Source organism: Pseudomonas sp. O39, assembly GCF_045447295.1.
Taxonomy (GTDB): Bacteria; Pseudomonadota; Gammaproteobacteria; order Pseudomonadales; family Pseudomonadaceae; genus Aquipseudomonas; species Aquipseudomonas antarctica_A.
Window position 1 is genome coordinate 13,703 of the sequence record NZ_JBJGXV010000013.1, and the last position, 20,481, is coordinate 34,183.

At 57.1% G+C, this 20,481-nt stretch carries 16 protein-coding genes; 10 read left to right on the plus strand and 6 right to left on the minus strand.

Features of this window, described 5'->3' with window-relative positions:
* Nucleotides 1-7: 7 nt before the first annotated feature.
* From gyrA to ACI77D_RS17440, 10 genes are all read left to right on the plus strand, one after another.
* Entirely contained in the window at nt 8-2,671 is a 2,664-nt protein-coding gene (gene gyrA, locus ACI77D_RS17395; protein ID WP_064451485.1) for a DNA gyrase subunit A, read from the plus strand.
* Between the two features lie 231 nt (nt 2,672-2,902).
* A complete protein-coding gene (gene serC / locus ACI77D_RS17400) occupies nt 2,903-3,988 on the plus strand; it encodes a 3-phosphoserine/phosphohydroxythreonine transaminase (protein ID WP_407017120.1) in 1,086 nt (361 codons plus the stop codon).
* The gene (gene pheA, locus ACI77D_RS17405) at nt 3,988-5,082 is read left to right on the plus strand and encodes a prephenate dehydratase (RefSeq protein ID WP_064451487.1); all 1,095 of its coding nucleotides are present in this window, start codon (nt 3,988-3,990) and stop codon (nt 5,080-5,082) included. Before serC ends, pheA begins: the two co-directional genes overlap by 1 nt.
* 9 nt (nt 5,083-5,091) lie before the next feature.
* The gene (gene hisC, locus ACI77D_RS17410) at nt 5,092-6,204 is read left to right on the plus strand and encodes a histidinol-phosphate transaminase (RefSeq protein WP_064451488.1); all 1,113 of its coding nucleotides are present in this window, start codon (nt 5,092-5,094) and stop codon (nt 6,202-6,204) included.
* A 28-nt stretch (nt 6,205-6,232) separates the two neighbouring features.
* Nucleotides 6,233-8,443 (plus strand): bifunctional prephenate dehydrogenase/3-phosphoshikimate 1-carboxyvinyltransferase, encoded by a 2,211-nt coding sequence (locus tag ACI77D_RS17415; protein ID WP_407017170.1) that lies wholly within the window; start codon nt 6,233-6,235, stop codon nt 8,441-8,443.
* Nucleotides 8,440-9,129, plus strand: coding sequence for a (d)CMP kinase (cmk, locus tag ACI77D_RS17420; RefSeq protein WP_016971485.1), 690 nt, complete (start codon nt 8,440-8,442; stop codon nt 9,127-9,129). Before ACI77D_RS17415 ends, cmk begins: the two co-directional genes overlap by 4 nt.
* Nucleotides 9,130-9,248: 119 nt before the next feature.
* Nucleotides 9,249-10,943: a 30S ribosomal protein S1 gene (gene rpsA, locus ACI77D_RS17425; RefSeq protein ID WP_064451489.1), complete on the plus strand. Its 1,695-nt coding sequence runs from the start codon at nt 9,249-9,251 to the stop codon at nt 10,941-10,943.
* Between the two features lie 160 nt (nt 10,944-11,103).
* Nucleotides 11,104-11,388, plus strand: coding sequence for a hypothetical protein (locus tag ACI77D_RS17430; protein WP_407017121.1), 285 nt, complete (start codon nt 11,104-11,106; stop codon nt 11,386-11,388).
* 132 nt (nt 11,389-11,520) lie between these two features.
* Nucleotides 11,521-11,814 carry an integration host factor subunit beta gene (gene ihfB, locus ACI77D_RS17435; protein ID WP_003172657.1) on the plus strand — a complete coding sequence of 98 codons (294 nt, stop codon included), beginning with the start codon at nt 11,521-11,523 and terminating at the stop codon, nt 11,812-11,814.
* Between the two features lie 21 nt (nt 11,815-11,835).
* Nucleotides 11,836-12,063 carry a LapA family protein gene (locus ACI77D_RS17440; protein ID WP_407017122.1) on the plus strand — a complete coding sequence of 76 codons (228 nt, stop codon included), beginning with the start codon at nt 11,836-11,838 and terminating at the stop codon, nt 12,061-12,063.
* A 53-nt stretch (nt 12,064-12,116) separates the two neighbouring features.
* Here the strand turns inward: ACI77D_RS17440 and ACI77D_RS17445 are convergent, their stop codons facing one another.
* Genes ACI77D_RS17445 through ACI77D_RS17470 form a run of 6 tightly spaced genes read right to left on the minus strand, consistent with a single transcriptional unit; the run spans nt 12,117 to nt 20,469 of the window.
* Nucleotides 12,117-13,133, minus strand: coding sequence for an MraY family glycosyltransferase (locus ACI77D_RS17445; protein WP_407017123.1), 1,017 nt, complete (start codon nt 13,131-13,133; stop codon nt 12,117-12,119).
* Complete coding sequence (locus ACI77D_RS17450; RefSeq protein ID WP_407017124.1) at nt 13,130-14,089, minus strand: UDP-glucose 4-epimerase family protein; 960 nt, start codon at nt 14,087-14,089, stop codon at nt 13,130-13,132. The genes ACI77D_RS17445 and ACI77D_RS17450 overlap by 4 nt, the downstream gene beginning before the upstream one ends.
* Nucleotides 14,090-14,091: 2 nt before the next feature.
* The gene (locus ACI77D_RS17455) at nt 14,092-15,270 is read right to left on the minus strand and encodes a glycosyltransferase family 4 protein (RefSeq protein WP_407017125.1); all 1,179 of its coding nucleotides are present in this window, start codon (nt 15,268-15,270) and stop codon (nt 14,092-14,094) included.
* A gap of 7 nt (nt 15,271-15,277) precedes the next feature.
* Nucleotides 15,278-16,924: a heparinase II/III family protein gene (locus tag ACI77D_RS17460; RefSeq protein ID WP_407017126.1), complete on the minus strand. Its 1,647-nt coding sequence runs from the start codon at nt 16,922-16,924 to the stop codon at nt 15,278-15,280.
* A 45-nt stretch (nt 16,925-16,969) separates the two neighbouring features.
* Nucleotides 16,970-18,808 (minus strand): asparagine synthase (glutamine-hydrolyzing), encoded by a 1,839-nt coding sequence (asnB, locus tag ACI77D_RS17465; protein WP_407017127.1) that lies wholly within the window; start codon nt 18,806-18,808, stop codon nt 16,970-16,972.
* A complete protein-coding gene (locus tag ACI77D_RS17470) occupies nt 18,808-20,469 on the minus strand; it encodes an O-antigen ligase family protein (RefSeq protein WP_407017128.1) in 1,662 nt (553 codons plus the stop codon). Before ACI77D_RS17470 ends, asnB begins: the two co-directional genes overlap by 1 nt.
* Nucleotides 20,470-20,481: the final 12 nt, after the last annotated feature.

A 20,481-nucleotide genomic window follows, 5' to 3' on the forward strand; every position in this document is an offset into this window, starting at 1 on the left:
GCTTCTCATGGGCGAACTGGCCAAAGAAATCCTCCCGGTCAATATCGAAGACGAGCTGAAACAGTCCTACCTCGACTACGCGATGAGCGTAATTGTCGGTCGGGCACTGCCTGATGCGCGCGATGGCTTGAAGCCCGTGCACCGGCGTGTGCTGTTCGCGATGAGCGAGCTGGGTAATGACTGGAACAAGCCGTACAAGAAATCTGCCCGTGTTGTCGGTGACGTGATCGGTAAGTATCACCCTCACGGCGACACTGCGGTGTACGACACCATCGTTCGGATGGCCCAGCCGTTTTCCCTGCGCTACCTGCTGGTAGACGGCCAGGGCAACTTCGGTTCGGTCGACGGCGACAACGCTGCGGCCATGCGATACACCGAAGTGCGCATGACCAAGCTGGCGCACGAGCTGCTGGCCGACCTGCATAAAGAAACCGTGGACTGGGTGCCGAACTACGACGGCACCGAAATGATCCCGGCGGTCATGCCAACCCGTATTCCGAACCTGCTGGTCAACGGCTCCAGCGGTATCGCCGTGGGCATGGCCACCAACATTCCGCCGCACAACCTCGGTGAAGTCATCGACGGTTGCCTGGCCCTCATCGACAACCCTGAGTTGACCGTCGATGAGCTGATGCAATACATCCCCGGCCCGGACTTCCCGACCGCCGCGATCATTAACGGTCGCGCCGGTATCATCGAAGCCTACCGTACCGGTCGCGGCCGTATTTACATGCGCGCCCGCTCGATGATCGAAGACATCGACAAGGTCGGTGGCCGTCAGCAGATCGTCATCACCGAACTTCCTTACCAGCTGAACAAGGCGCGTCTGATCGAGAAGATCGCCGAGCTGGTTAAAGAGAAGAAGCTGGAAGGCATCACCGAACTGCGTGACGAGTCCGACAAAGACGGTATGCGCGTGGTGATCGAGCTGCGTCGTGGCGAAGTGCCTGAGGTGATCCTCAACAACCTCTACGCCCAGACCCAGCTGCAAAGCGTGTTTGGTATCAACGTGGTTGCACTGATCGACGGCCGCCCGCGGATCCTGAACCTCAAGGATCTGCTGGAAGCCTTCGTGCGTCACCGCCGCGAAGTCGTGACCCGCCGTACCGTGTTCGAACTGCGCAAGGCCCGCGAGCGCGGCCACATCCTGGAAGGCCAGGCGGTTGCACTGTCGAACATCGACCCGGTTATCGCACTGATCAAGGCTTCGCCGACCCCGTCGGAAGCGAAAGAAGCACTGATCAAGATGCCGTGGGAATCCAGCGCCGTGGTTGCGATGGTTGAACGTGCCGGTGCCGACTCGTGCCGTCCGGAGACCCTCGACCCGCAATACGGTCTGCGCGAAGGCAAGTACTTCCTGTCGCCGGAACAGGCCCAGGCCATTCTGGAACTGCGTTTGCACCGCCTGACCGGCCTGGAACACGAGAAGCTGTTGGCCGAGTACCAGGAGATCCTCAACCAGATCGGCGAGCTGATCCGCATCCTTAACAGCGCCGTGCGCCTGATGGAAGTGATCCGCGAAGAACTGGAAGTGATCCGCGCCGAATACGGCGACGTGCGCCGCACTGAAATCCTGGATGCCCGTCTCGACCTGACCCTGGGTGACATGATCCCGGAAGAAGAGCGCGTCGTGACCATCTCCCACGGTGGCTACGCCAAGACCCAGCCTTTGGCTGCGTACCAGGCCCAGCGTCGTGGTGGTAAAGGTAAATCGGCTACCGGCGTTAAGGATGAGGACTACATCGCTCACCTGCTGGTCGCCAACAGCCACACCACGCTGCTGCTGTTCTCCAGCAAAGGCAAAGTGTACTGGCTGAAAACCTACGAAATCCCGGAGGCCTCGCGTGCCGCCCGTGGTCGTCCATTGGTCAACCTGCTGCCGCTGGACAGTGATGAATACATCACCACCATGCTGCCGGTCGATGAGTACACCGAGGGTCACTTCATCTTCATGGCCACCGCCAAAGGCACCGTGAAGAAGACCCCGCTGGAATCCTTCAGCCGTCAACGCAGCGTGGGCCTGATCGCCCTGGAGCTGGACGAAGGCGACGTGTTGATTTCTGCCGCTATCACCGATGGCGAGCGTGAAGTCATGCTGTTCTCCGACGGCGGCAAAGTGACGCGCTTCAAGGAATCCGACGTTCGCGCCATGGGCCGTACTGCCCGCGGTGTACGCGGCATGCGTCTGCCGGAAGGGCAGAAGCTGATTTCGATGCTGATCCCGGAAGAAGGCAGCCAGATCCTCACCGCTTCGGCGCGTGGTTATGGCAAGCGCACCGCCATCAGCGAGTTCCCGGAGTACAAGCGTGGCGGCCAAGGCGTTATCGCCATGGTCAGCAACGATCGCAACGGCCGTCTGGTCGGTGCGGTCCAGGTGCTCGATGGCGAGGAGATCATGCTGATTTCCGACCAGGGCACTCTGGTGCGTACGCGTGTGGCTGAAGTGTCGAGCCTGGGGCGTAACACCCAGGGCGTGACGCTGATCAAGCTGGCCAGCGACGAAACCCTGGTAGGCCTGGAACGTGTCCAGGAGCCATCGGAAGTCGAGGGCGAGGAGCTGGAAGGCGAGGAAGGGATTGCACTCGAGGGGCAAGTGATCGGCGATGCCGATGACGGCGTCGACGAGCCAACCCTCGACGCTGCCGCAGACGAAGAAGAACCGCAGGAATAAGCGGACACACAGGGGGCGGATGAAGATTCGCCCCCTTGTTGTTTGTCCGGCCGGAAATATCGACAGCCATGGAGATCTAGTGTGGGAGCGGGCTTGCTCGCGAAAGCGGACTGACATTCACCAGAGATGTCGCCTGTTAGATCGCTTTCGCGAGCAAGCCCGCTCCCACATTGGATCGGGTGTCGGCTGATATGTTTGTGTGACTACCACCAGATCAGAGTGAGATTGGATGTGAGCAAGAGAGTCTATAACTTCTGTGCCGGTCCCGCGGCGCTTCCTGAAGCAGTCCTGCAGCGCGCGCAGGGTGAACTCCTCGACTGGCATGGAAAAGGCCTCTCCGTGATGGAAATGAGCCATCGCAGCGATGAGTTCGTGTCCATTGCCACCAAGGCCGAGCAGGATCTGCGCGACTTGCTGGACATCCCCTCCAACTACAAAGTGTTGTTCCTGCAAGGCGGGGCAAGCCAGCAGTTTGCCCAACTGCCGCTGAACCTGCTGCCGGAAGGCGGCACTGCCGACTATATCGACACCGGTATCTGGGGCCAGAAGGCCATTGAAGAGGCCTCCCGTTACGGTCATGTCAATGTGGCGGGCACCGCCAAGCCTTACGACTACTTCGCCATTCCGGGTCAGAACGAGTGGAAGTTGTCGAAGGATGCGGCCTACGTTCACTACGTAGCGAACGAAACCATCGGCGGCCTGGAATTCGACTGGGTGCCTGAAGTGGGTGACGTTCCGTTGGTGTGCGACATGTCCTCGGACATTCTCTCGCGCCCGATCGATGTATCCCAATACGGCATGATCTACGCCGGTGCGCAGAAGAACATCGGCCCGAGCGGTATCCTGGTCAACATCATCCGTGAAGACCTGCTGGGTCGTGCGCGCTCGCTGTGCCCGACCATGCTCAACTACAAGGTCGCGGCCGATAACGGTTCGATGTACAACACCCCGCCGGCATTTGCATGGTATCTCTCGGGCCTGGTGTTCGAGTGGCTGAAAGAGCAGGGCGGCGTGGCTGCCATGGGCAAGCTTAACGAAGAGAAGAAGCGCACGCTGTACGACTTCATCGACGCCAGCGGCTTGTACAGCAACCCGATCAACCTGACCGACCGCTCGTGGATGAACGTACCGTTCCGCCTGGCTGACGACCGTCTGGACAAGCCATTCCTGGCCGGTGCCGATGCGCGCGGCTTGCTGAACCTCAAGGGTCACCGTTCGGTAGGTGGCATGCGCGCCTCCATCTACAACGCTGTCGATATCAACGCCATCAAGGCGCTGATTTCCTACATGGCAGAGTTCGAAAAGGAACACGGCTAATGTCTGAGCAAGAACTCAAGGCCCTGCGCGTACGCATTGACAGCCTGGATGAGAAAGTCCTGGAACTGATCAGTGAGCGCGCGCGGTGCGCCCAGGAAGTAGCACGGGTAAAAATGGCCTCACTGGCTGAAGGCGAAGTGCCGGTGTTCTACCGGCCTGAGCGCGAAGCCCAGGTGCTCAAGCGCGTAATGGAGCGCAACCAGGGCCCGCTGGGCAACGAGGAGATGGCGCGGTTGTTCCGTGAAATCATGTCGTCGTGCCTGGCGCTGGAGCAGCCACTGAAAGTGGCGTATCTCGGCCCTGAAGGCACCTTCACCCAAGCGGCGGCCATGAAGCACTTCGGCCACGCCGTGATCAGCAAGCCAATGGCGGCGATCGACGAAGTGTTCCGTGAAGTGGCGGCCGGTGCGGTGAATTTTGGCGTGGTGCCGGTGGAAAACTCCACCGAAGGCGCAGTCAACCACACGCTGGACAGCTTCCTTGAGCACGACATGGTGATCTGCGGCGAAGTCGAGTTGCGCATCCACCACCACTTGCTGGTGGGCGAGAACACCAAGACCGACAGCATCAGCCGGATCTATTCCCACGCTCAATCGCTGGCTCAATGCCGTAAGTGGCTGGACGCGCATTACCCGAATGTCGAGCGCGTGGCGGTGTCCAGCAACGCCGAAGCGGCCAAGCGGGTCAAGGGTGAGTGGAATTCGGCGGCGATTGCCGGCGATATGGCCGCTGGCCTGTATGGCCTGACGCGCCTGGCCGAGAAAATCGAGGATCGCCCGGACAACTCCACGCGTTTCCTGATGATCGGCAGCCAGGAAGTGCCGCCTACCGGCGACGACAAGACTTCGATCATCGTCTCCATGAGCAACAAGCCCGGTGCGCTGCATGAGCTGCTGGTGCCGTTCCACGATAACGGGATTGACCTGACGCGAATCGAGACACGCCCTTCGCGCAGCGGTAAATGGACGTATGTGTTCTTTATCGACTTCGTCGGCCACCACCGCGACCCACTGGTTAAAGGTGTGCTGGAGAAAATCAGTCAGGAAGCCGTGGCACTCAAGGTGCTGGGCTCTTACCCGAAAGCGGTTTTGTGAGGCTTTAACATGAGTGGCAACTTCCTCGCCCTGGCTCAGCCGGGCGTGCAACAACTGTCGCCTTACGTGCCGGGCAAGCCTGTGGACGAGCTGGCGCGTGAGTTGAACCTGGACCCGTCCAGGATCGTAAAGCTGGCCAGTAACGAAAACCCGTTGGGCCCGAGCCCAAAGGTGTTGGCGGCGATTCATGAGGCGTTGGCCGAGCTGACCCGCTACCCGGACGGCAATGGTTTTGCCCTCAAGTCCCTGCTGGCCGAAAACTGCCGGGTTGAGCTGAACCAGGTGACCCTGGGTAACGGCTCCAACGACATTCTTGAGCTGGTCGGCCGCGCCTATCTGGCGCCTGGCCTGAACGCGGTGTTCAGCGAGCACGCGTTCGCCGTCTATCCGATCGTGACGCAGGCGGTCGGTGCCGACGCGCGTGTTATTCCCGCCAAGGACTGGGGGCATGACCTGCCGGCCATGCTGGCAGCCATCGACGCGCAAACCCGCGTGGTGTTTATCGCCAACCCGAACAACCCGACCGGTACCTGGTTCGACGCTCAGGCGCTGAACGACTTCCTGCAAGACGTGCCGGAGCATGTGCTGGTGGTGCTGGACGAGGCCTACATCGAGTACGCCGAAGGCAGCGACCTGCCGGATGGCCTGGATTTCCTCGCGGCTTACCCCAACCTGCTGGTGTCGCGCACTTTCTCCAAGGCCTATGGCCTGGCGTCGCTGCGGGTCGGTTACGGCTTGTCCACCGCGGTGGTTGCCGACGTGCTGAACCGCGTGCGCCAACCGTTCAACGTCAACAGCCTTGCCCTGGCGGCAGCCTGTGCGGCGGTGAAGGATGCCGAGTACCTCGAAGAAAGTCGTCGCATCAATGAAACCGGCATGCTGCAACTGCAGGAAGGTTTCCGTGAGCTGGGGCTGGGCTGGATCCCTTCCAAGGGCAACTTCATTTGCGTCGACCTTGGCCAAGTGGCCGCGCCTGTGTTCCAGGGCCTGCTGCGCGAAGGCGTGATCGTGCGCCCGGTGGCCAACTACGGCATGCCGAACCACCTGCGTATCACCATTGGCTTGCCGGCAGAAAACGCCCGCTTCCTGGAGGCGTTGGCCAAGGTTCTGGCTCGTGGTTGATGTCACTGCATTGCAACCTGCTGTGCCTATGATCGGTCGCCTGGTGGTGGTCGGTCTGGGGTTGATTGGTGGCTCCTTCGCCAAAGGCCTGCGTGAAAGCGGGTTGTGTGGCGAAGTGGTCGGTGTTGACCTGGACCCGCAATCGCGCAAGCTGGCGGTTGAGTTGGGCGTGGTGGATCGCTGTGAAGCTGACCTGGCTGTCGCTTGCCAGGGGGCTGATGTGATCCAGCTCGCCGTGCCAATTCTGGCGATGGAAAAGTTGCTGGCCTTGCTGGCCGATATGGACTTGGGGCAGGCGATCCTGACGGACGTCGGCAGTGCCAAGGGCAATGTGGTGCGCGCTGCGCACCTGGCCTTTGGCGGCATGCCTGCGCGCTTTGTACCGGGCCATCCGATTGCCGGCTCCGAGCAGAGCGGGGTGGAAGCCTCCAATGCGCAACTGTTCCGTCGCCATAAGGTGATCCTGACGCCGCTTGAGCAAACCGATCCGGCCGCGTTGGCTGTGGTGGATCGTCTTTGGCGCGAGCTGGGTGCGGATGTCGAGCATATGCAGGTCGAGCGCCACGACGAAGTGCTGGCGGCGACCAGCCATTTGCCGCATTTACTGGCGTTTGGTTTGGTGGATTCCCTGGCCAAACGTAACGAGAACCTCGACATTTTCCGCTACGCCGCCGGTGGCTTCCGTGATTTCACGCGGATTGCCGGCAGCGACCCGGTGATGTGGCACGACATCTTCCTCGCCAATCGCGAAGCGGTGTTGCGCACCCTGGACACCTTCCGCAGTGACCTCGATGCCTTGCGCGATGCGGTCGATGCCGGGGATGGCCATCAATTATTGGGCGTATTCACTCGAGCGCGGGTGGCGCGTGAGCATTTCAGCAAGATCCTGGCTCGCCGGGCTTATATGGAAACTGCAGTGAACGCCGATGAGCTGAACTTTCTCGCCAACCCGGGCGGCCGCTTGAGCGGGAAAATCCGGGTGCCAGGCGACAAGTCGATCTCGCATCGCTCGATCATGCTGGGTTCGTTGGCCGATGGCGTGACCGAGATCGAAGGTTTCCTCGAAGGTGAGGATGCGCTCGCGACGTTGCAGGCATTTAGGGACATGGGTGTCGTGATTGAAGGGCCCCACCACGGGCGCGTGACCATTCATGGCGTAGGCCTGCATGGCTTGAAGCCTGCGCCGGGGCCGATCTACCTGGGTAACTCCGGGACGTCGATGCGCCTGTTGTCCGGCTTGCTGGCGGCGCAAAGCTTCGACAGTGTCCTGACGGGTGACGCTTCGCTGTCCAAGCGCCCGATGAGTCGCGTGGCCGACCCGTTGCGGGAGATGGGGGCAGTGATCGAAACCGGACCTCAGGGGCGTCCGCCGTTGACTATTCGCGGTGGTCAGGCCTTGAAAGGGTTTACTTATGCGCTGCCGATGGCCAGTGCTCAGGTTAAATCCTGTCTGTTGCTTGCCGGGTTGTATGCCGAGGGTAAAACGTCGGTGATCGAGCCTGCGCCGACCCGTGACCACACCGAGCGAATGCTGCGGGGTTTCGGCTACCCGGTGGTGGTGGAGGGGGCGATGGCGTCGGTGGAATCTGGCCATGCGCTGACAGCTACGCATATAGAGGTGCCAGGGGATATTTCCTCTTCGGCATTCTTCCTGGTGGCGTCGTCGATTGCCGAAGGCTCCGAATTGCTGCTGGAGCATGTCGGTATCAACCCGACGCGTACCGGGGTAATCGATATTCTGCGGTTGATGGGGGCGGACATCGCCCTGGAAAACCTGCGGGAAGTTGGCGGTGAGCCGGTGGCTGACCTGCGGGTGCGTGCCGCTGCGCTAAAGGGGATCGAGATTCCCGAAGCGTTGGTGCCGTTGGCTATTGATGAGTTCCCGGTGCTGTTTGTTGCCGCCGCGTGTGCTGCGGGGCGCACGGTATTGCGCGGTGCCCAGGAGCTTCGGGTCAAAGAGTCTGACCGTATTCAGGTCATGGCCGACGGTCTGCTGGCATTGGGCGTGAAGTGTGAACCGACGCCTGATGGGATTATCATTGATGGTGGCCTGCTGGGCGGCGGTGAAGTGCTTGCCCATGGTGATCACCGGATTGCCATGGCATTCAGCGTGGCTTCCCTGCGGGCGACCGCTCCGATTCGTATCCGTGACTGTGCCAACGTAGCTACATCTTTTCCGAATTTTCTTACACTGTGTGCCCAAGTCGGCATCCGTGTTGCCCAAGAGGCTCAATTGTGAATATCAAAGCACCGGTGATTACCATCGACGGGCCGAGCGGCTCGGGCAAAGGCACGATCGCCGGCATCCTGGCCAAGCGCCTGGGCTGGTGCCTGCTGGATTCCGGCGCGCTGTACCGCCTGCTGGCATTTGCCGCACGCAACCATGGCGTCGACCTGACCAACGAAGAATCCTTGAAGTTGCTGGCGGCGCATCTTGATGTGCAGTTCGTCGGCGCGACGGAAGGTCATCCCCAGCGCATTATCCTGGAAGGGGATGATGTGACGGATGACCTGCGTAACGAACAAGTCGGCTCCTGGGCTTCCCAGGTTGCCGCGCTGCCGGCCGTGCGTGACGCGTTGCTGCAGCGCCAGCGGGCTTTTCAGGAGCCGCCGGGCCTGGTGGCCGATGGCCGCGATATGGGCACCGTCGTGTTTCCGGATGCGCCGTTGAAGATTTTCCTGACCGCCAGCGCCGAGGAGCGGGCTCGCCGCCGTTACTTGCAGTTGAAGGGCAAAGTCGATGGTGTTAGTCTGTCGAGTCTGCTAGATGAGATCCGTGCACGCGATGAGCGTGATACCCAGCGTGCGGTAGCCCCGCTCAAGCCGGCGGCTGACGCCATACAGCTGGATTCCACGGAGTTGTCCATCGAGCAGGTGCTGGAACGCATCTTGAGTGAAATCGCCATTCGCGATATCGCCGGGTGACCAAGAAGGCTGCAGGGGACCAGTCATAGTCCTGCGGTGCTTCTTCTAATTGAAACTAACCCACACCGTCTGGGGTGTGGAGATGGGCGTATTCTTCGCCCTTATCAACAGGAATTAAAATGAGCGAAAGCTTTGCGGAACTCTTTGAAGAAAGCCTAAAAACCCTGAACCTTCAGGCAGGCTCCATCATCACCGGTGTTATCGTTGATATCGATTACCAAGCTCGCTGGGTAACCGTTCACGCTGGTCTGAAGTCTGAAGCTCTGATCCCGCTGGAACAGTTCTACAACGATGCTGGCGACCTGACTATCAATGTCGGTGACGAAGTTCACGTTGCTCTGGACTCGGTTGAAGACGGTTTCGGTGAAACCAAGCTGTCCCGTGAAAAAGCCAAGCGCGCTGAATGCTGGATTGTTCTCGAAGCAGCCTTCGCAGCTGAAGAAGTGGTCAAGGGCGTTATCAACGGTAAGGTTAAAGGCGGCTTCACTGTCGACGTTAACGGCATCCGTGCGTTCCTGCCAGGTTCTTTGGTCGACGTTCGTCCAGTGCGCGACACCACGCACCTGGAAGGCAAAGAACTCGAATTCAAGGTCATCAAGCTCGACCAGAAGCGCAACAACGTTGTCGTTTCCCGTCGCAGCGTCCTGGAAGCAGAGAACTCCGCCGAGCGTGAAGCTCTGCTGGAATCCCTGCAGGAAGGCCAACAAGTCAAAGGTATCGTCAAGAACCTCACCGATTACGGCGCATTCGTCGATCTGGGTGGCGTCGATGGCCTGCTGCACATTACCGACATGGCTTGGAAGCGTATCAAGCATCCTTCCGAAATCGTCAACGTTGGCGACGAGATCGATGTCAAGGTTCTGAAGTACGATCGTGAGCGTAACCGCGTTTCCCTGGGCTTGAAGCAGCTGGGCGAAGATCCATGGGTTGCTATCAAAGCGCGTTACCCAGAAAGCACTCGCGTAACCGCGCGTGTTACCAACCTGACCGACTACGGCTGCTTCGCTGAGCTGGAAGAAGGCGTGGAAGGCCTGGTACACGTTTCCGAAATGGACTGGACCAACAAAAACATCCACCCTTCGAAAGTCGTACAAGTCGGCGACGAAGTGGAAGTTATGGTTCTGGACATCGACGAAGAGCGTCGTCGTATCTCCCTCGGCATCAAGCAGTGCAAATCTAACCCATGGGAAGATTTCTCTGGCCAGTTCAACAAGGGCGATAAAATCTCCGGCACCATCAAGTCGATCACCGATTTCGGTATCTTCATTGGTCTGGACGGCGGCATCGACGGCCTGGTTCACCTGTCCGACATCTCCTGGAACGAAGTTGGCGAAGAAGCTGTTCGTCGTTTCAAGAAGGGCGACGAGCTGGACACCGTTATCCTGTCGGTTGACCCAGAGCGCGAGCGCATCTCCCTGGGTATCAAGCAACTGGAAAGCGATCCGTTCTCCGAGTACGTTCAAGAGAACGACAAAGGCGCAATCGTTAAGGGCACAGTGAAAGAAGTTGACGCTAAAGGCGCCATCATCACTCTGGCCGACGATATCGAAGCGACTCTGAAAGCCTCCGAAATCAGCCGTGACCGCGTTGAAGACGCGCGTAACGTTCTGAAAGAAGGCCAGGAAGTAGAAGCCAAGATCATCAGCGTTGACCGCAAGAGCCGCGTAATCCAGCTCTCCATCAAGTCGAAAGACGAGATCGAAGAGAAAGAAGCCATTCAGAGCCTGCGCGACAAGCCAGCCTCGTCTGAGCCTTCTGCTGGTCCTACCACTCTGGGCGACCTGCTGCGTGCACAGATGGAAAAACAGAACTAAGTTCTGTCCGACCATTAAAAAGGGCGACTTCGGTCGCCCTTTTTTGTGCCTGAAATTCGTTGAATCAACAATTGAGAACCAAGGTGCGTAGCCGGGTGTCAGAACTGGCTATAGTTCTTCATAAAAGCGCTACAGCGTTGTTGTTTCAATAAGGATTTAAATGAACAGGGTTATCATTTTTTTCGCAGTGTTAATGCTTGCTGGTTGCTCCGCCACCAGCGCCAAAACCCACGCCAAGCGCGGCGTTAGTGGCATTGAGATCGACTGCTCGGGCCTTGGCAGCAATTGGGATAAGTGCGAGAAGCGCGCTGCTCGGGAATGCAAGATGCAGAGCTACAAGGTCGTCACGCGATCCAGTGATGCCAAGGACGAAGAGGGCGACTACCTGTTCGGCTGGAACCCCGCTGGTGCAGTTACTCGCACCATGCTGGTGATCTGCAATTGAGGCTGCGAGGCACGTGTTGCGGGTGTCTGCCCATGCTGCAGATAAGTTGCTGGGTGGGCTGTTCAAATTCATCGAGTCATGCTAAAACCTTCGAAGCGCTTTTCCTAGCTGCTTGAAAAAGAAGGGAAAAATATGACGAAGTCGGAGTTGATCGAACGAATTGTCACCCATCAAGGGCTGCTTTCATCCAAGGATGTAGAGCTGGCTATCAAGACTATGCTCGAACAGATGTCCCAGTGTCTGGCTACCGGAGACCGAATTGAGATCCGTGGGTTTGGTAGCTTCTCCTTGCACTATCGCGCACCGCGTGTAGGTCGTAACCCGAAGACCGGGCAATCCGTCAGCCTCGACGGTAAGTTTGTGCCTCACTTCAAGCCGGGCAAGGAGTTGCGCGATCGTGTGAACGAAGACGAGGATGAGGTTTGATACTCGTTAAGGGAGCAGGTCATGAGTAGTGTTAAGCGCGTTATTGCAATGCTGGTATTGCTGGTGCTCTTGCTGGGTGTCGTGGCATTTGTACTTGAAAATCAACAATCGGTTTCTCTGCAGTTCCTTGGCTGGGCAGCGCCGCAGTTACCTGTTTCCATTTTCGTCATCGTCGCATTGTTGGTCGGAATGGTAGTGGGCCCACTGATGGCCTGGGTGGCCAGAGCTCGACGCAAGACTTTGGTTTGATCTTGCTCGTCAGTTGAGTGAAGGGGAGGCGATCGCCGCCCCCTCGAACCTGGTTAGTTCGGTTCTTTCTCTCCAGCCTTGAACTTCACGGCCAACGCTATCAGCGGTAGATAGGCCACCAGCAGTCCCAACAAGCCGTCGACTGTGCCATTGCCCGTCAGAAGCGCAATAGGTAAAAGCCAGCAAATATTGATTGCCACCACCGCCAGGGTTACTGGCTGGTGTTTGCCGAACTGTCGGGAAGCGAACTGGTAAGCGTGGCTGCGATGAGCTTCATAGACCTTGTCGCCTCTCAGCAGGCGGCGCAGCAGAGTCCATGTTGCGTCAGTGATAAACACGCCCAGCAGGATCAACCAGCTCCACAGTTGCTGCGGTTCGATCCAGGCCGCCTGCAGCGATAACACCCCAAGCGTGACGCCCAGGAACCCACTGCCTGCATCGCCCATGAAGATGCGCGCTTTAGGGAAGTTCCAATACAGAAAGCCGGCCACTGCGAACGACAGCAACAAAGGCGTCAGCGTGATAAGTTTATGGCCTGTAATCCAGTACAACAGTGCGCTGCCCAGGCACACGCAAATAGCCTCGACGCTGGCTATTCCATCAATGCCATCCATGAAGTTGTAGAGGTTCAGCAGCCATACCAGGTAGACCGCTGCAAGCAAATGGCCGATCCAACCCAAGTTGATGGTGAACCCTGCGATCATCAGCGGCGGCAGACCTCCGATCCAGAAGAGTGCCCAGGCGGCGGCTACAAAGTGCCCAAGCAGGCGCCAGCGTGCGCTGATGTGGCCATGGTCGTCGAGGAACCCCAATATCGCAATGCCAGTTCCAGCGCCCAATAGTGCCCATGTGAGCGGCCAGGCTATCAGTCCCATGCTGGCGGTCAGGAGCAACGCTAACAAAAAGCTGACGACGATCGAGACGCCACCGCCCCTGGGTGTGGGTACGACGTGCGAACTGCGCGCATTCGGGATGTCGATCAGGCTTCGAGACAGCGCGTAATGGCGTAAAGCCCCAGTCAAAAGCAGTGCGACAATCGTAACCGCCGGTAATAGCCACCAGATATTCATTGAGTTTGCAGTTCCAAAAAGTACTTACCTGTTTTACGCAGTGCCTGGTCAACGCTACTCGGCGGTGTCCAGCCCAGCAGCTCGCGCGTCTTGCTGATATCGACCTGCAGGGAACTACATAACCGTTGAGCGAGCGCCCTGCGTCCCAGCGCAGTGGCGCCGGTCTCCAGCAACACGCTCGGCACAGGAAGCAGGCGTGCAGGCTTGCCCAAGGCTGTTGCCATGCGACGCAAGAGCATTGTGGTCGAAAGATCCTCCCCGTCACTGACCAGGAAGGTTTGATTGGCCGCGGCAGGGTGCTCGGTGCACGTCACAATCAAATCAACCAGGTTGTCCAGCGCAACCAGGCTTCTTCGGTTGTTTATGGCACCAAAGGGCAAGGGCAGGCCTTTATACAGCCAGCGCATCATGCTGAGAAAGTTCGCGCGAACCCCTGGCCCGTAAACCAGTACGGGGCGAATGATCACCACCTCCATGCCGGTTTCGGATGCTAACGCTCGCAGGCCTTGTTCAGCTTCCTTTTTGGAAATTCCGTAGGGGTCGGTAGGTGTTGTCGGACCATCTGCTGTGTACGGCGTGCCCGTCGTTGTGCTCTCCCCATTGACCTTGATCGAGCTGATAAAGATGAAGCGCTTGACGCCAGCGGCGGCGGCTTGGCGGGCCAGGTTAAGGGTGCCTTCGACGTTGACTCGCCGGTATTCGGCCAGTGGGTCGGTGGAGGGGTCACTCATGACGTGGACCCGGGCCGCCAGATGAATCACCGAGTTCTGGTCCTTGAGCAACATCTGCCAATCCTGCTCAGCGGAGAGCCCACTAACAATGCTCTGTTTGACGCGCGGATCGAGATCGGTCTTGAACACGCGTACAGCGGCAGTAATTGAGTGGTGTTGTTCAAGCAGTGGCACGATTAACCCGCTACCAACAAAGCCGCTCGCTCCCGTCAGGAGGATTTGCATAATCAAGGAGTTCCTGTGAGTGAAAGAACGTCTTTCGACATTTCGCGCATGATACGTTCACGAGCAAAGCGCTCGACAAAGGCATGGCGTGGGCGCGTCATAATGTTCAGTGTTTCGAAAGACTGGACAGCAGCGGCTACATGGCACGGTGCAAAGACTGCAGCGTTTTCAATATGCTCGGATACAAAACTGGCGGCGTAACCGGAGATACCCGCCCAGATCGGCTTGCCCAATGCTGCATATTCAAACATTTTCGATGGCAAGACCTTGCGGAAGGCATCGTGGTCATTCAGATGCAGGAAAAGCACATCCGCCGACTGATAAGTCTCGATCAATTGATCGCGCTTGACCGGTTTCAAGAGTTCAACGTTGGTACAGCCGTGAGTGGCAATGGCTTCTTTCAGCAGTCCGATTCGGCCGCCATCGCCGATCACCTTGAATCGCAGCCGCCCTTCAAGCTGTTTGGCGAGCTGGGGAATAATGTTGTGCAGCCCCTGACCTTCACCGATATTCCCGGCATATACAACGACCCGCACCGGGTTGGGCTCGATTTTTTCTGCGGCCGGTTGCGCATCAAGAAACTCGTCATCAATGCCGTTTGTAAAGGTCGAGTAGCATTGGTTGGGGTAGCGTGATGTGAAGTAAGGAAGAAAGCCTGCGGAGACGAGATTGACCTTTTTCGCCGAATGAATAGTAAAGCGTTCAATCATTGACAGTGCTGGATTAAGTAACCAGACCTTTTTCCTGGACAATACATCGTTGATTGTATCAACGAAAATATCGCGTATATCCAAGTAGAGCGGCGCCCGTTTTGTGCGTGCGATCAGCGCCCCAAGTGTCGCGGTCATCAGGCGCGAAGACGTCGCGTAAATGAGATCGTATTGTTGGTTTCGCACAACCTTGCGTGCGGCGTTGGCGTAGACCAGAAAAGCTTTGGCCTGATCGACCATCCCGCTCTTGTGGGCGGGTAAAGCGATTCGGCGAATGGTCAGCCGTGGGTGCTCCTCCAACTCGGGGGCCTCACTGCTGAAGGAGCTGTAGCGGTTTGGCAGGGTTGTAATCAACTCGATATGGGCGTCGCAGGGGAGTTGCTCCAGGAGTGCATTCACCAATGCAGTCGTGCGAAATGAGCCGGCTGAAAGATCAGGCTGATAGTAAAAGCTCAGGATTAAAAGTTTCAAATACACCTCACCAAGTTATGCAGGTGGTCAGTCTGTCTGTCGACATTTCAGCGACGATGCACTGGTTGGGGACAGACTTGCCGAATTCCGGGTGCCATGTGGAAGACACCACATTGATACGGCTCGCGCCCTCTAGTGTCGCGACAGCGACCTGACCGCCGGGCAGGGTGATCGTGACGGTGTTGCCCTTTTGAACAGCGCTGATATCGGGGTGTAAAAATAGCCTCGACACCGCTCTATCGAATTGACCCGAAACGCAATCTATTACCTGCAACTCACCGGCCATCGCGACCCACTCGCGCACATGCAGGTTTTCCCCAGGCAAGCGCAGGTAGCCGTCATGACTGGCGCTGATGATTACGGTATCGCCTGTTTTTTCGAACTTGCCCAAGGTAGTGCGTGCGCGTCGGGCGACCCGGAAACCGGCCCATACTTCAGATGAGCTTTCACCATTCACTTCGACTGTGTTGTGCGCTGCCGTACTGCGCTGACGATGACGTTCTGCGCCTTCGCCGTATTGTGAGGTCCCGGAGTTGACGAAAACGCGCTGTCCAAACAGGCTGAGTTCGAAGCTGAGGGTGTCTGCGTGGGTGTGGCCAGGTTGGTAGTCAGGCGCAACTTGAGCGAGGTTCAACAGCGCCTTGCACTGGTCGCCGAAATTGATCGCCACGTAGCCACTTTCAGTCTTGTGTTCGGCTGTAACCCCCGCAGTGTTGGGCGTGACAGCCTGCGCACGGCACCCCAATTCAAACGCGTAGGCCTCTATATCGAGCAGCGTCGGCGCAATTCCGAATGCCGAGTCATTGAAAAACGGAATGCCTCCATCCGGGTGCTGGAGGCTGCGTAACCAGACCAGGCCTTCCTCAATCAGGCGCTTCCAGGCGTTCTGGCGCTTATTCAGTTCCGGCAGTTCCGAGTGAATGGCCAGGTTCAGCAAGTCGCACATATCCCAAAGAAGGGACGCGTGGTACATGGGGGAAAGTTCGAAGTGCGCACCGTCCTTGAGGAACTGCTCCTTGGTTTCCTCATCGAGGATCTTCAGACCTTTGGATAACCAGCTGTCAGCCTGTACGCCGCCCAGAAAGCTCCCGGCAAACACCAGTGCTTTGCCATTCACGAACAAATGGTTCGCGAGGATGTGATATTCGACCTGTTGGGACAGAGCATGGGCCTGCGTAGCCAGGCTATCAAGCCAGTGAGGTTCCAGAGTTGGCTGTTGCTGCAGCCACTTGAGCAGGTTCACGATGCGCAAAGAGAGCGTATAAGGTTCCCAGCCACACCCATTGAAGGGTGGGTTGCTCGCAATCCAGCTATTCACCAAGCGCTTGTCGAAACCTATGCGGGCCGGGCCTGATGACGCTAAATGATCCAGGTAATGCAGGTTGTATTGCCAGATTTTCGGCCGCGTTTCATCGTGCCAGTCAATCGACGCCGTCAGCCCCATGAACTCAAATTGCTCATCCGCGTTGAAGCGCGAAGCACTCCAGGCAGGAGGCTTCGCCAGTTTAACCGCGGGGCGAAGGGTAAAACCGTGCGCCAAAAATGGCCGAACCTTAGCGAAGCGATAGTAAAGACGGTAAACAATCTGCTTCAATCGAAGCATTTTGACAGTGTGGTAGAGCTTAGTGATCCGGTGCATCAACGTCCTGCTCATGAAAGCCACTTGGCAGTAGGGTAGTGAGTGTCGTCTGACGGTGTTTTATGGAAAATTTATTTTCAGCCAGCGCTCGAAGTACAACATCTGCCACAGTTTGTAGGTGTTGTTAACACTGCCTGAAAAATGATGACTCACTAGTTTTTTCACTTCATCGTGGGCTATGTACCTGTAGATGCGTTCAAACTCTGCGAGCAGGCGTTCTGGGCCTATCCCCTGAATAATTCCATCGAGCGGTGGGTTGAAGCCCGTCTTCGGGCGTTCGACTAAAGATGCGGGTAGCAGGCTTTTCAAGAGGCGCTTGAGCGGTGCCTTGGTCGCACCGCCCCTGAGCAAGTCAGCACTCGAGGTATTCAGGCCGTTTGCAACGACGCGCTCGTCCAGCAGGGGGACGCGCAGTTCGATACTGGCCAACATGCTCGCCTTGTCCGAGACGCTCAAGTTATGGCTCAAGAAGCCTGTTTGGTCAAAGTGCTGTGCGCATTTCACTTTGTCTTCAGGGGCACCCGTATACTGAGCCAGTACACCGGCCAAGCGTTGTTTGTAGTGTTGCTCCAACTCGTTGTAATCGCGGAAAAAACCTTTCAACTCCTGGCGAGAGAAATACCCCAGCATGCGTGAATACGCCAGGGGCCAGTAGTTTTCCTGAGCATAAGACACCAGCCGCTCAAATTTCTTGTCGAGGCGCTTTGGAAATAGTTTGAGTTTCAACAGTGCGCTTAATAAGGGATATAGCAACCGAATCAACCTGTGATGTTTCAATACGGTGTAGCGTGGATACCCTGCAAACGCTTCATCGCCGCCCATGCCACTGAGCATGACGGTGTACCCACTTTTTCTGGCTTCAGAGGACAAGCGGTAGGTCGCCCAGAACGTGTAGTCCGATACGAGTTCTTCGGTATTGGCAGCGACAAAGTCGATTGACTCGAACGGATTGGTTTTTGAGTCGAGAATCTCTGTAATGACTAGCTTTTTGCCAAGGTGCTCGGCGATGTTGGCGGAAAACTTCATGTCGATAACGGAGTCGTCCGTCGCGTCATACTTTGCAAAAAATAAATCAGTATCCCCGGTGTAACTTGCCAGGATGCTGGAGTCCGCGCCACCGCTGAAAAAAACGCCGACCGGAACGTCCGCCTCTAATTGGCGCGTCACTGCAGAGCGCACATCGTCTGCAAGGCTATGCCCGGTGCTGAAGTTCATCACGTTCTGGTAACGCTGGGACGTCGTGTTACCCGTTGCCAGGTCGAACTCGAGATAGCTGCCAGGCATCAACTTTTTGATGGCTTTGTAGCCGGTGTTTGGTTCGTAAAGGAAACCGTTATTAAAGAACTCAAAGACATCATGTTGATCGATGTCGGTGGTCACTTGCGAAAAGCATTTCAGTCCGCGAATTTCTGAGCAGGCGTAGAAACCATCGGCGCCGGAGTAGCAATACACGGGCTTGATCCCCGCGACGTCCCTGACCAGAAAGGTTTTCTTGCGCGGTTCATCCAATATGACGAACGTGAACATGCCTTGAAGCCGTGCAAAGGCCTGCTCTTTGTATTCCACATACAGTTGCAGGATGACTTCGGTATCGGAGGTGCCTTTGAAGGTGTAGCCTTTTTCGACCAGTTGCTGGCGCAATGCGTGATGGTTAAATACCTCACCATTGAACACGATGCTGACACCATTACCTGCAAACATCGGCTGGCTGCCAGTCGGTGACAAGTCCAGAATGCTGAGCCTGTTATGCCCGAGGCCTACTTGATAGTCTGCGACGCTGGCGAAATATGTGCCAGACGCGTCCGGGCCACGATGCCGGGTAACTTCCAGGCTTTTTTCCATTTGAGCCTGGGTCTCGGGTACGCCGAGTTTAACTGCAAAAAAGCTGAGGCCGCACATTATACCCACGTCTCCTTAGTGTCTTTGACGACCGTTCCCGCAGTGACTTTGGCATTGGAAGATGGCGCTGTATGACTGTCGGACTGCGCGATATCCATCACGTGTGTTGAATGCTTGTGCGCCAGCATCACACCCCAAGCTACTGCGAGCAGCAAGTTGAAAGAAATCAGGCGAAATACTGCGAAAAACAAGCCATAGATTGCCATCGTCATGACCGCCGTCCGAATCACGGCCAGGTGCGTGGGGTCGGATTTTATAGCGCTCAATCGGAATACAACCGGGGCACACAGAATGAGGGTGTACAGGAGCAGCCCCACAACGCCACCGACCATTAACATGTACAGTGGCCAGTTATGGATATAGCCAACCGACTCCGTGAATGAGCTACCGTTTGGTCTCTCCCAGCGCATCTCGTGCTTGGCGCCGATGCCATTTCCCAGCACAGGGTGATCCTGGAACATCTTCCAGGCGATCTTATATTCCTGAACCCGGGAGGACACGTTGAAGTCCTGCTTCTCTTTAGCTACAGGCTCAGGCTGCGGCTGCTGCGCATCTTCATTGATGGCTACGTTGGAGGGCACCGATGGCAGCACGTCAGCTTGCGGGTTGTGCGTGCCGATAGACTCAATGGATGAAGTCGCTATGGGCAGTGCGGTCTGCGCCAGTGAATTCATGCGTCCAAGCCATATATCTTCCATGCCGGTGGCGAAAATAAACGCAAGGCCAAACAGGGCTTGAGTGACGATACTTAATGCCACTTTCAGCCGTAGGCGTTTGTGCGCGAAAAAGGTGTAGAGCGAGAACAAACCAATGCATAAAAGCCCACTGATCAACATGCTTCGTGTGAACGTGATCAGCACGGCGGCCATGCACAGCAGCGACATGAAGCTGCTGACCAAAACGATCCGTCTGTCAGGTATCGACGAGCTGACTACATAGCCGACCACCATGCCCAGAGGCAGTATCGCGTCTGTTGCCTGGGCTACTACCATGGTGATGCGATCATGCATCGGTCCCAATGCGTGGGCGTTGAGTAGCGCTTCTTCGTGAGGAATCCTGACCATTTCCCCATTGACCAGAATGGTCCAGTACGATTGCCACAAACCGTGATAGAAGTAATAAAAAACGATATAGCCTGCGGTCAATAAAATCAGGGTTCCCACCGACGCGCCGAGCCAGCGAATGTTGCTTTCTTTGCGGCCGACCAGTGCGCAGACCGGGATCAGCGCATAGATAAACAGAAAGGGCACAACCCCCCTGATCCAATCAGCCAGGGCAACATGGTTATACATCGCTGTGGCAAGGTTGAGAGCCAGAACGCCCAACCCTATCAGCAGTGGCGCGGCGAATAATCGCAAGACCGACCTGAGCCCTTGTGCGCGAAGCAGTTCTATCAATGCGCTGAGGAATACCACCATTAGCAGGGCGGCAAACGCCATTTCCTGAGCGCCCACAGACGGTGGCGCTGGTCGTAGTGCGAACGCCAAGGGGAATAGCGCCAATAAACCCAGCCAAGGCGAGGTGATGGCCGTTAATACCAATAAAGCGCTGCCGATAATTGCAATGTAGAAAAGAACGCCAGGCTCCTGCATAAATAAAATGGCAATGAGCGCTGCGGCCGCGATCGCCATACTATTTTTGACGCCGTCATTGTGACTCATTGCGGTGCTCCA

Bases quoted from the DNA above. Each gene is read 5' to 3' on its own strand.
- gyrA (WP_064451485.1), top strand. From the start codon at position 8: ATGGGCGAACTGGCCAAAGAAATCCTCCCGGTCAATATCGAAGACGAG.
- pheA (WP_064451487.1), top strand. From the start codon at position 3,988: ATGTCTGAGCAAGAACTCAAGGCCCTGCGCGTACGCATTGACAGCCTG.
- hisC (WP_064451488.1), top strand. From the start codon at position 5,092: ATGAGTGGCAACTTCCTCGCCCTGGCTCAGCCGGGCGTGCAACAACTG.
- ACI77D_RS17415 (WP_407017170.1), top strand. From the start codon at position 6,233: ATGATCGGTCGCCTGGTGGTGGTCGGTCTGGGGTTGATTGGTGGCTCC.
- rpsA (WP_064451489.1), top strand. From the start codon at position 9,249: ATGAGCGAAAGCTTTGCGGAACTCTTTGAAGAAAGCCTAAAAACCCTG.
- ACI77D_RS17430 (WP_407017121.1), top strand. From the start codon at position 11,104: ATGAACAGGGTTATCATTTTTTTCGCAGTGTTAATGCTTGCTGGTTGC.
- ihfB (WP_003172657.1), top strand. From the start codon at position 11,521: ATGACGAAGTCGGAGTTGATCGAACGAATTGTCACCCATCAAGGGCTG.
- ACI77D_RS17440 (WP_407017122.1), top strand. From the start codon at position 11,836: ATGAGTAGTGTTAAGCGCGTTATTGCAATGCTGGTATTGCTGGTGCTC.
- ACI77D_RS17445 (WP_407017123.1), bottom strand. From the start codon at position 13,133: ATGAATATCTGGTGGCTATTACCGGCGGTTACGATTGTCGCACTGCTT.
- ACI77D_RS17450 (WP_407017124.1), bottom strand. From the start codon at position 14,089: ATGCAAATCCTCCTGACGGGAGCGAGCGGCTTTGTTGGTAGCGGGTTA.
- ACI77D_RS17460 (WP_407017126.1), bottom strand. From the start codon at position 16,924: ATGAGCAGGACGTTGATGCACCGGATCACTAAGCTCTACCACACTGTC.
- asnB (WP_407017127.1), bottom strand. From the start codon at position 18,808: ATGTGCGGCCTCAGCTTTTTTGCAGTTAAACTCGGCGTACCCGAGACC.
- ACI77D_RS17470 (WP_407017128.1), bottom strand. From the start codon at position 20,469: ATGAGTCACAATGACGGCGTCAAAAATAGTATGGCGATCGCGGCCGCA.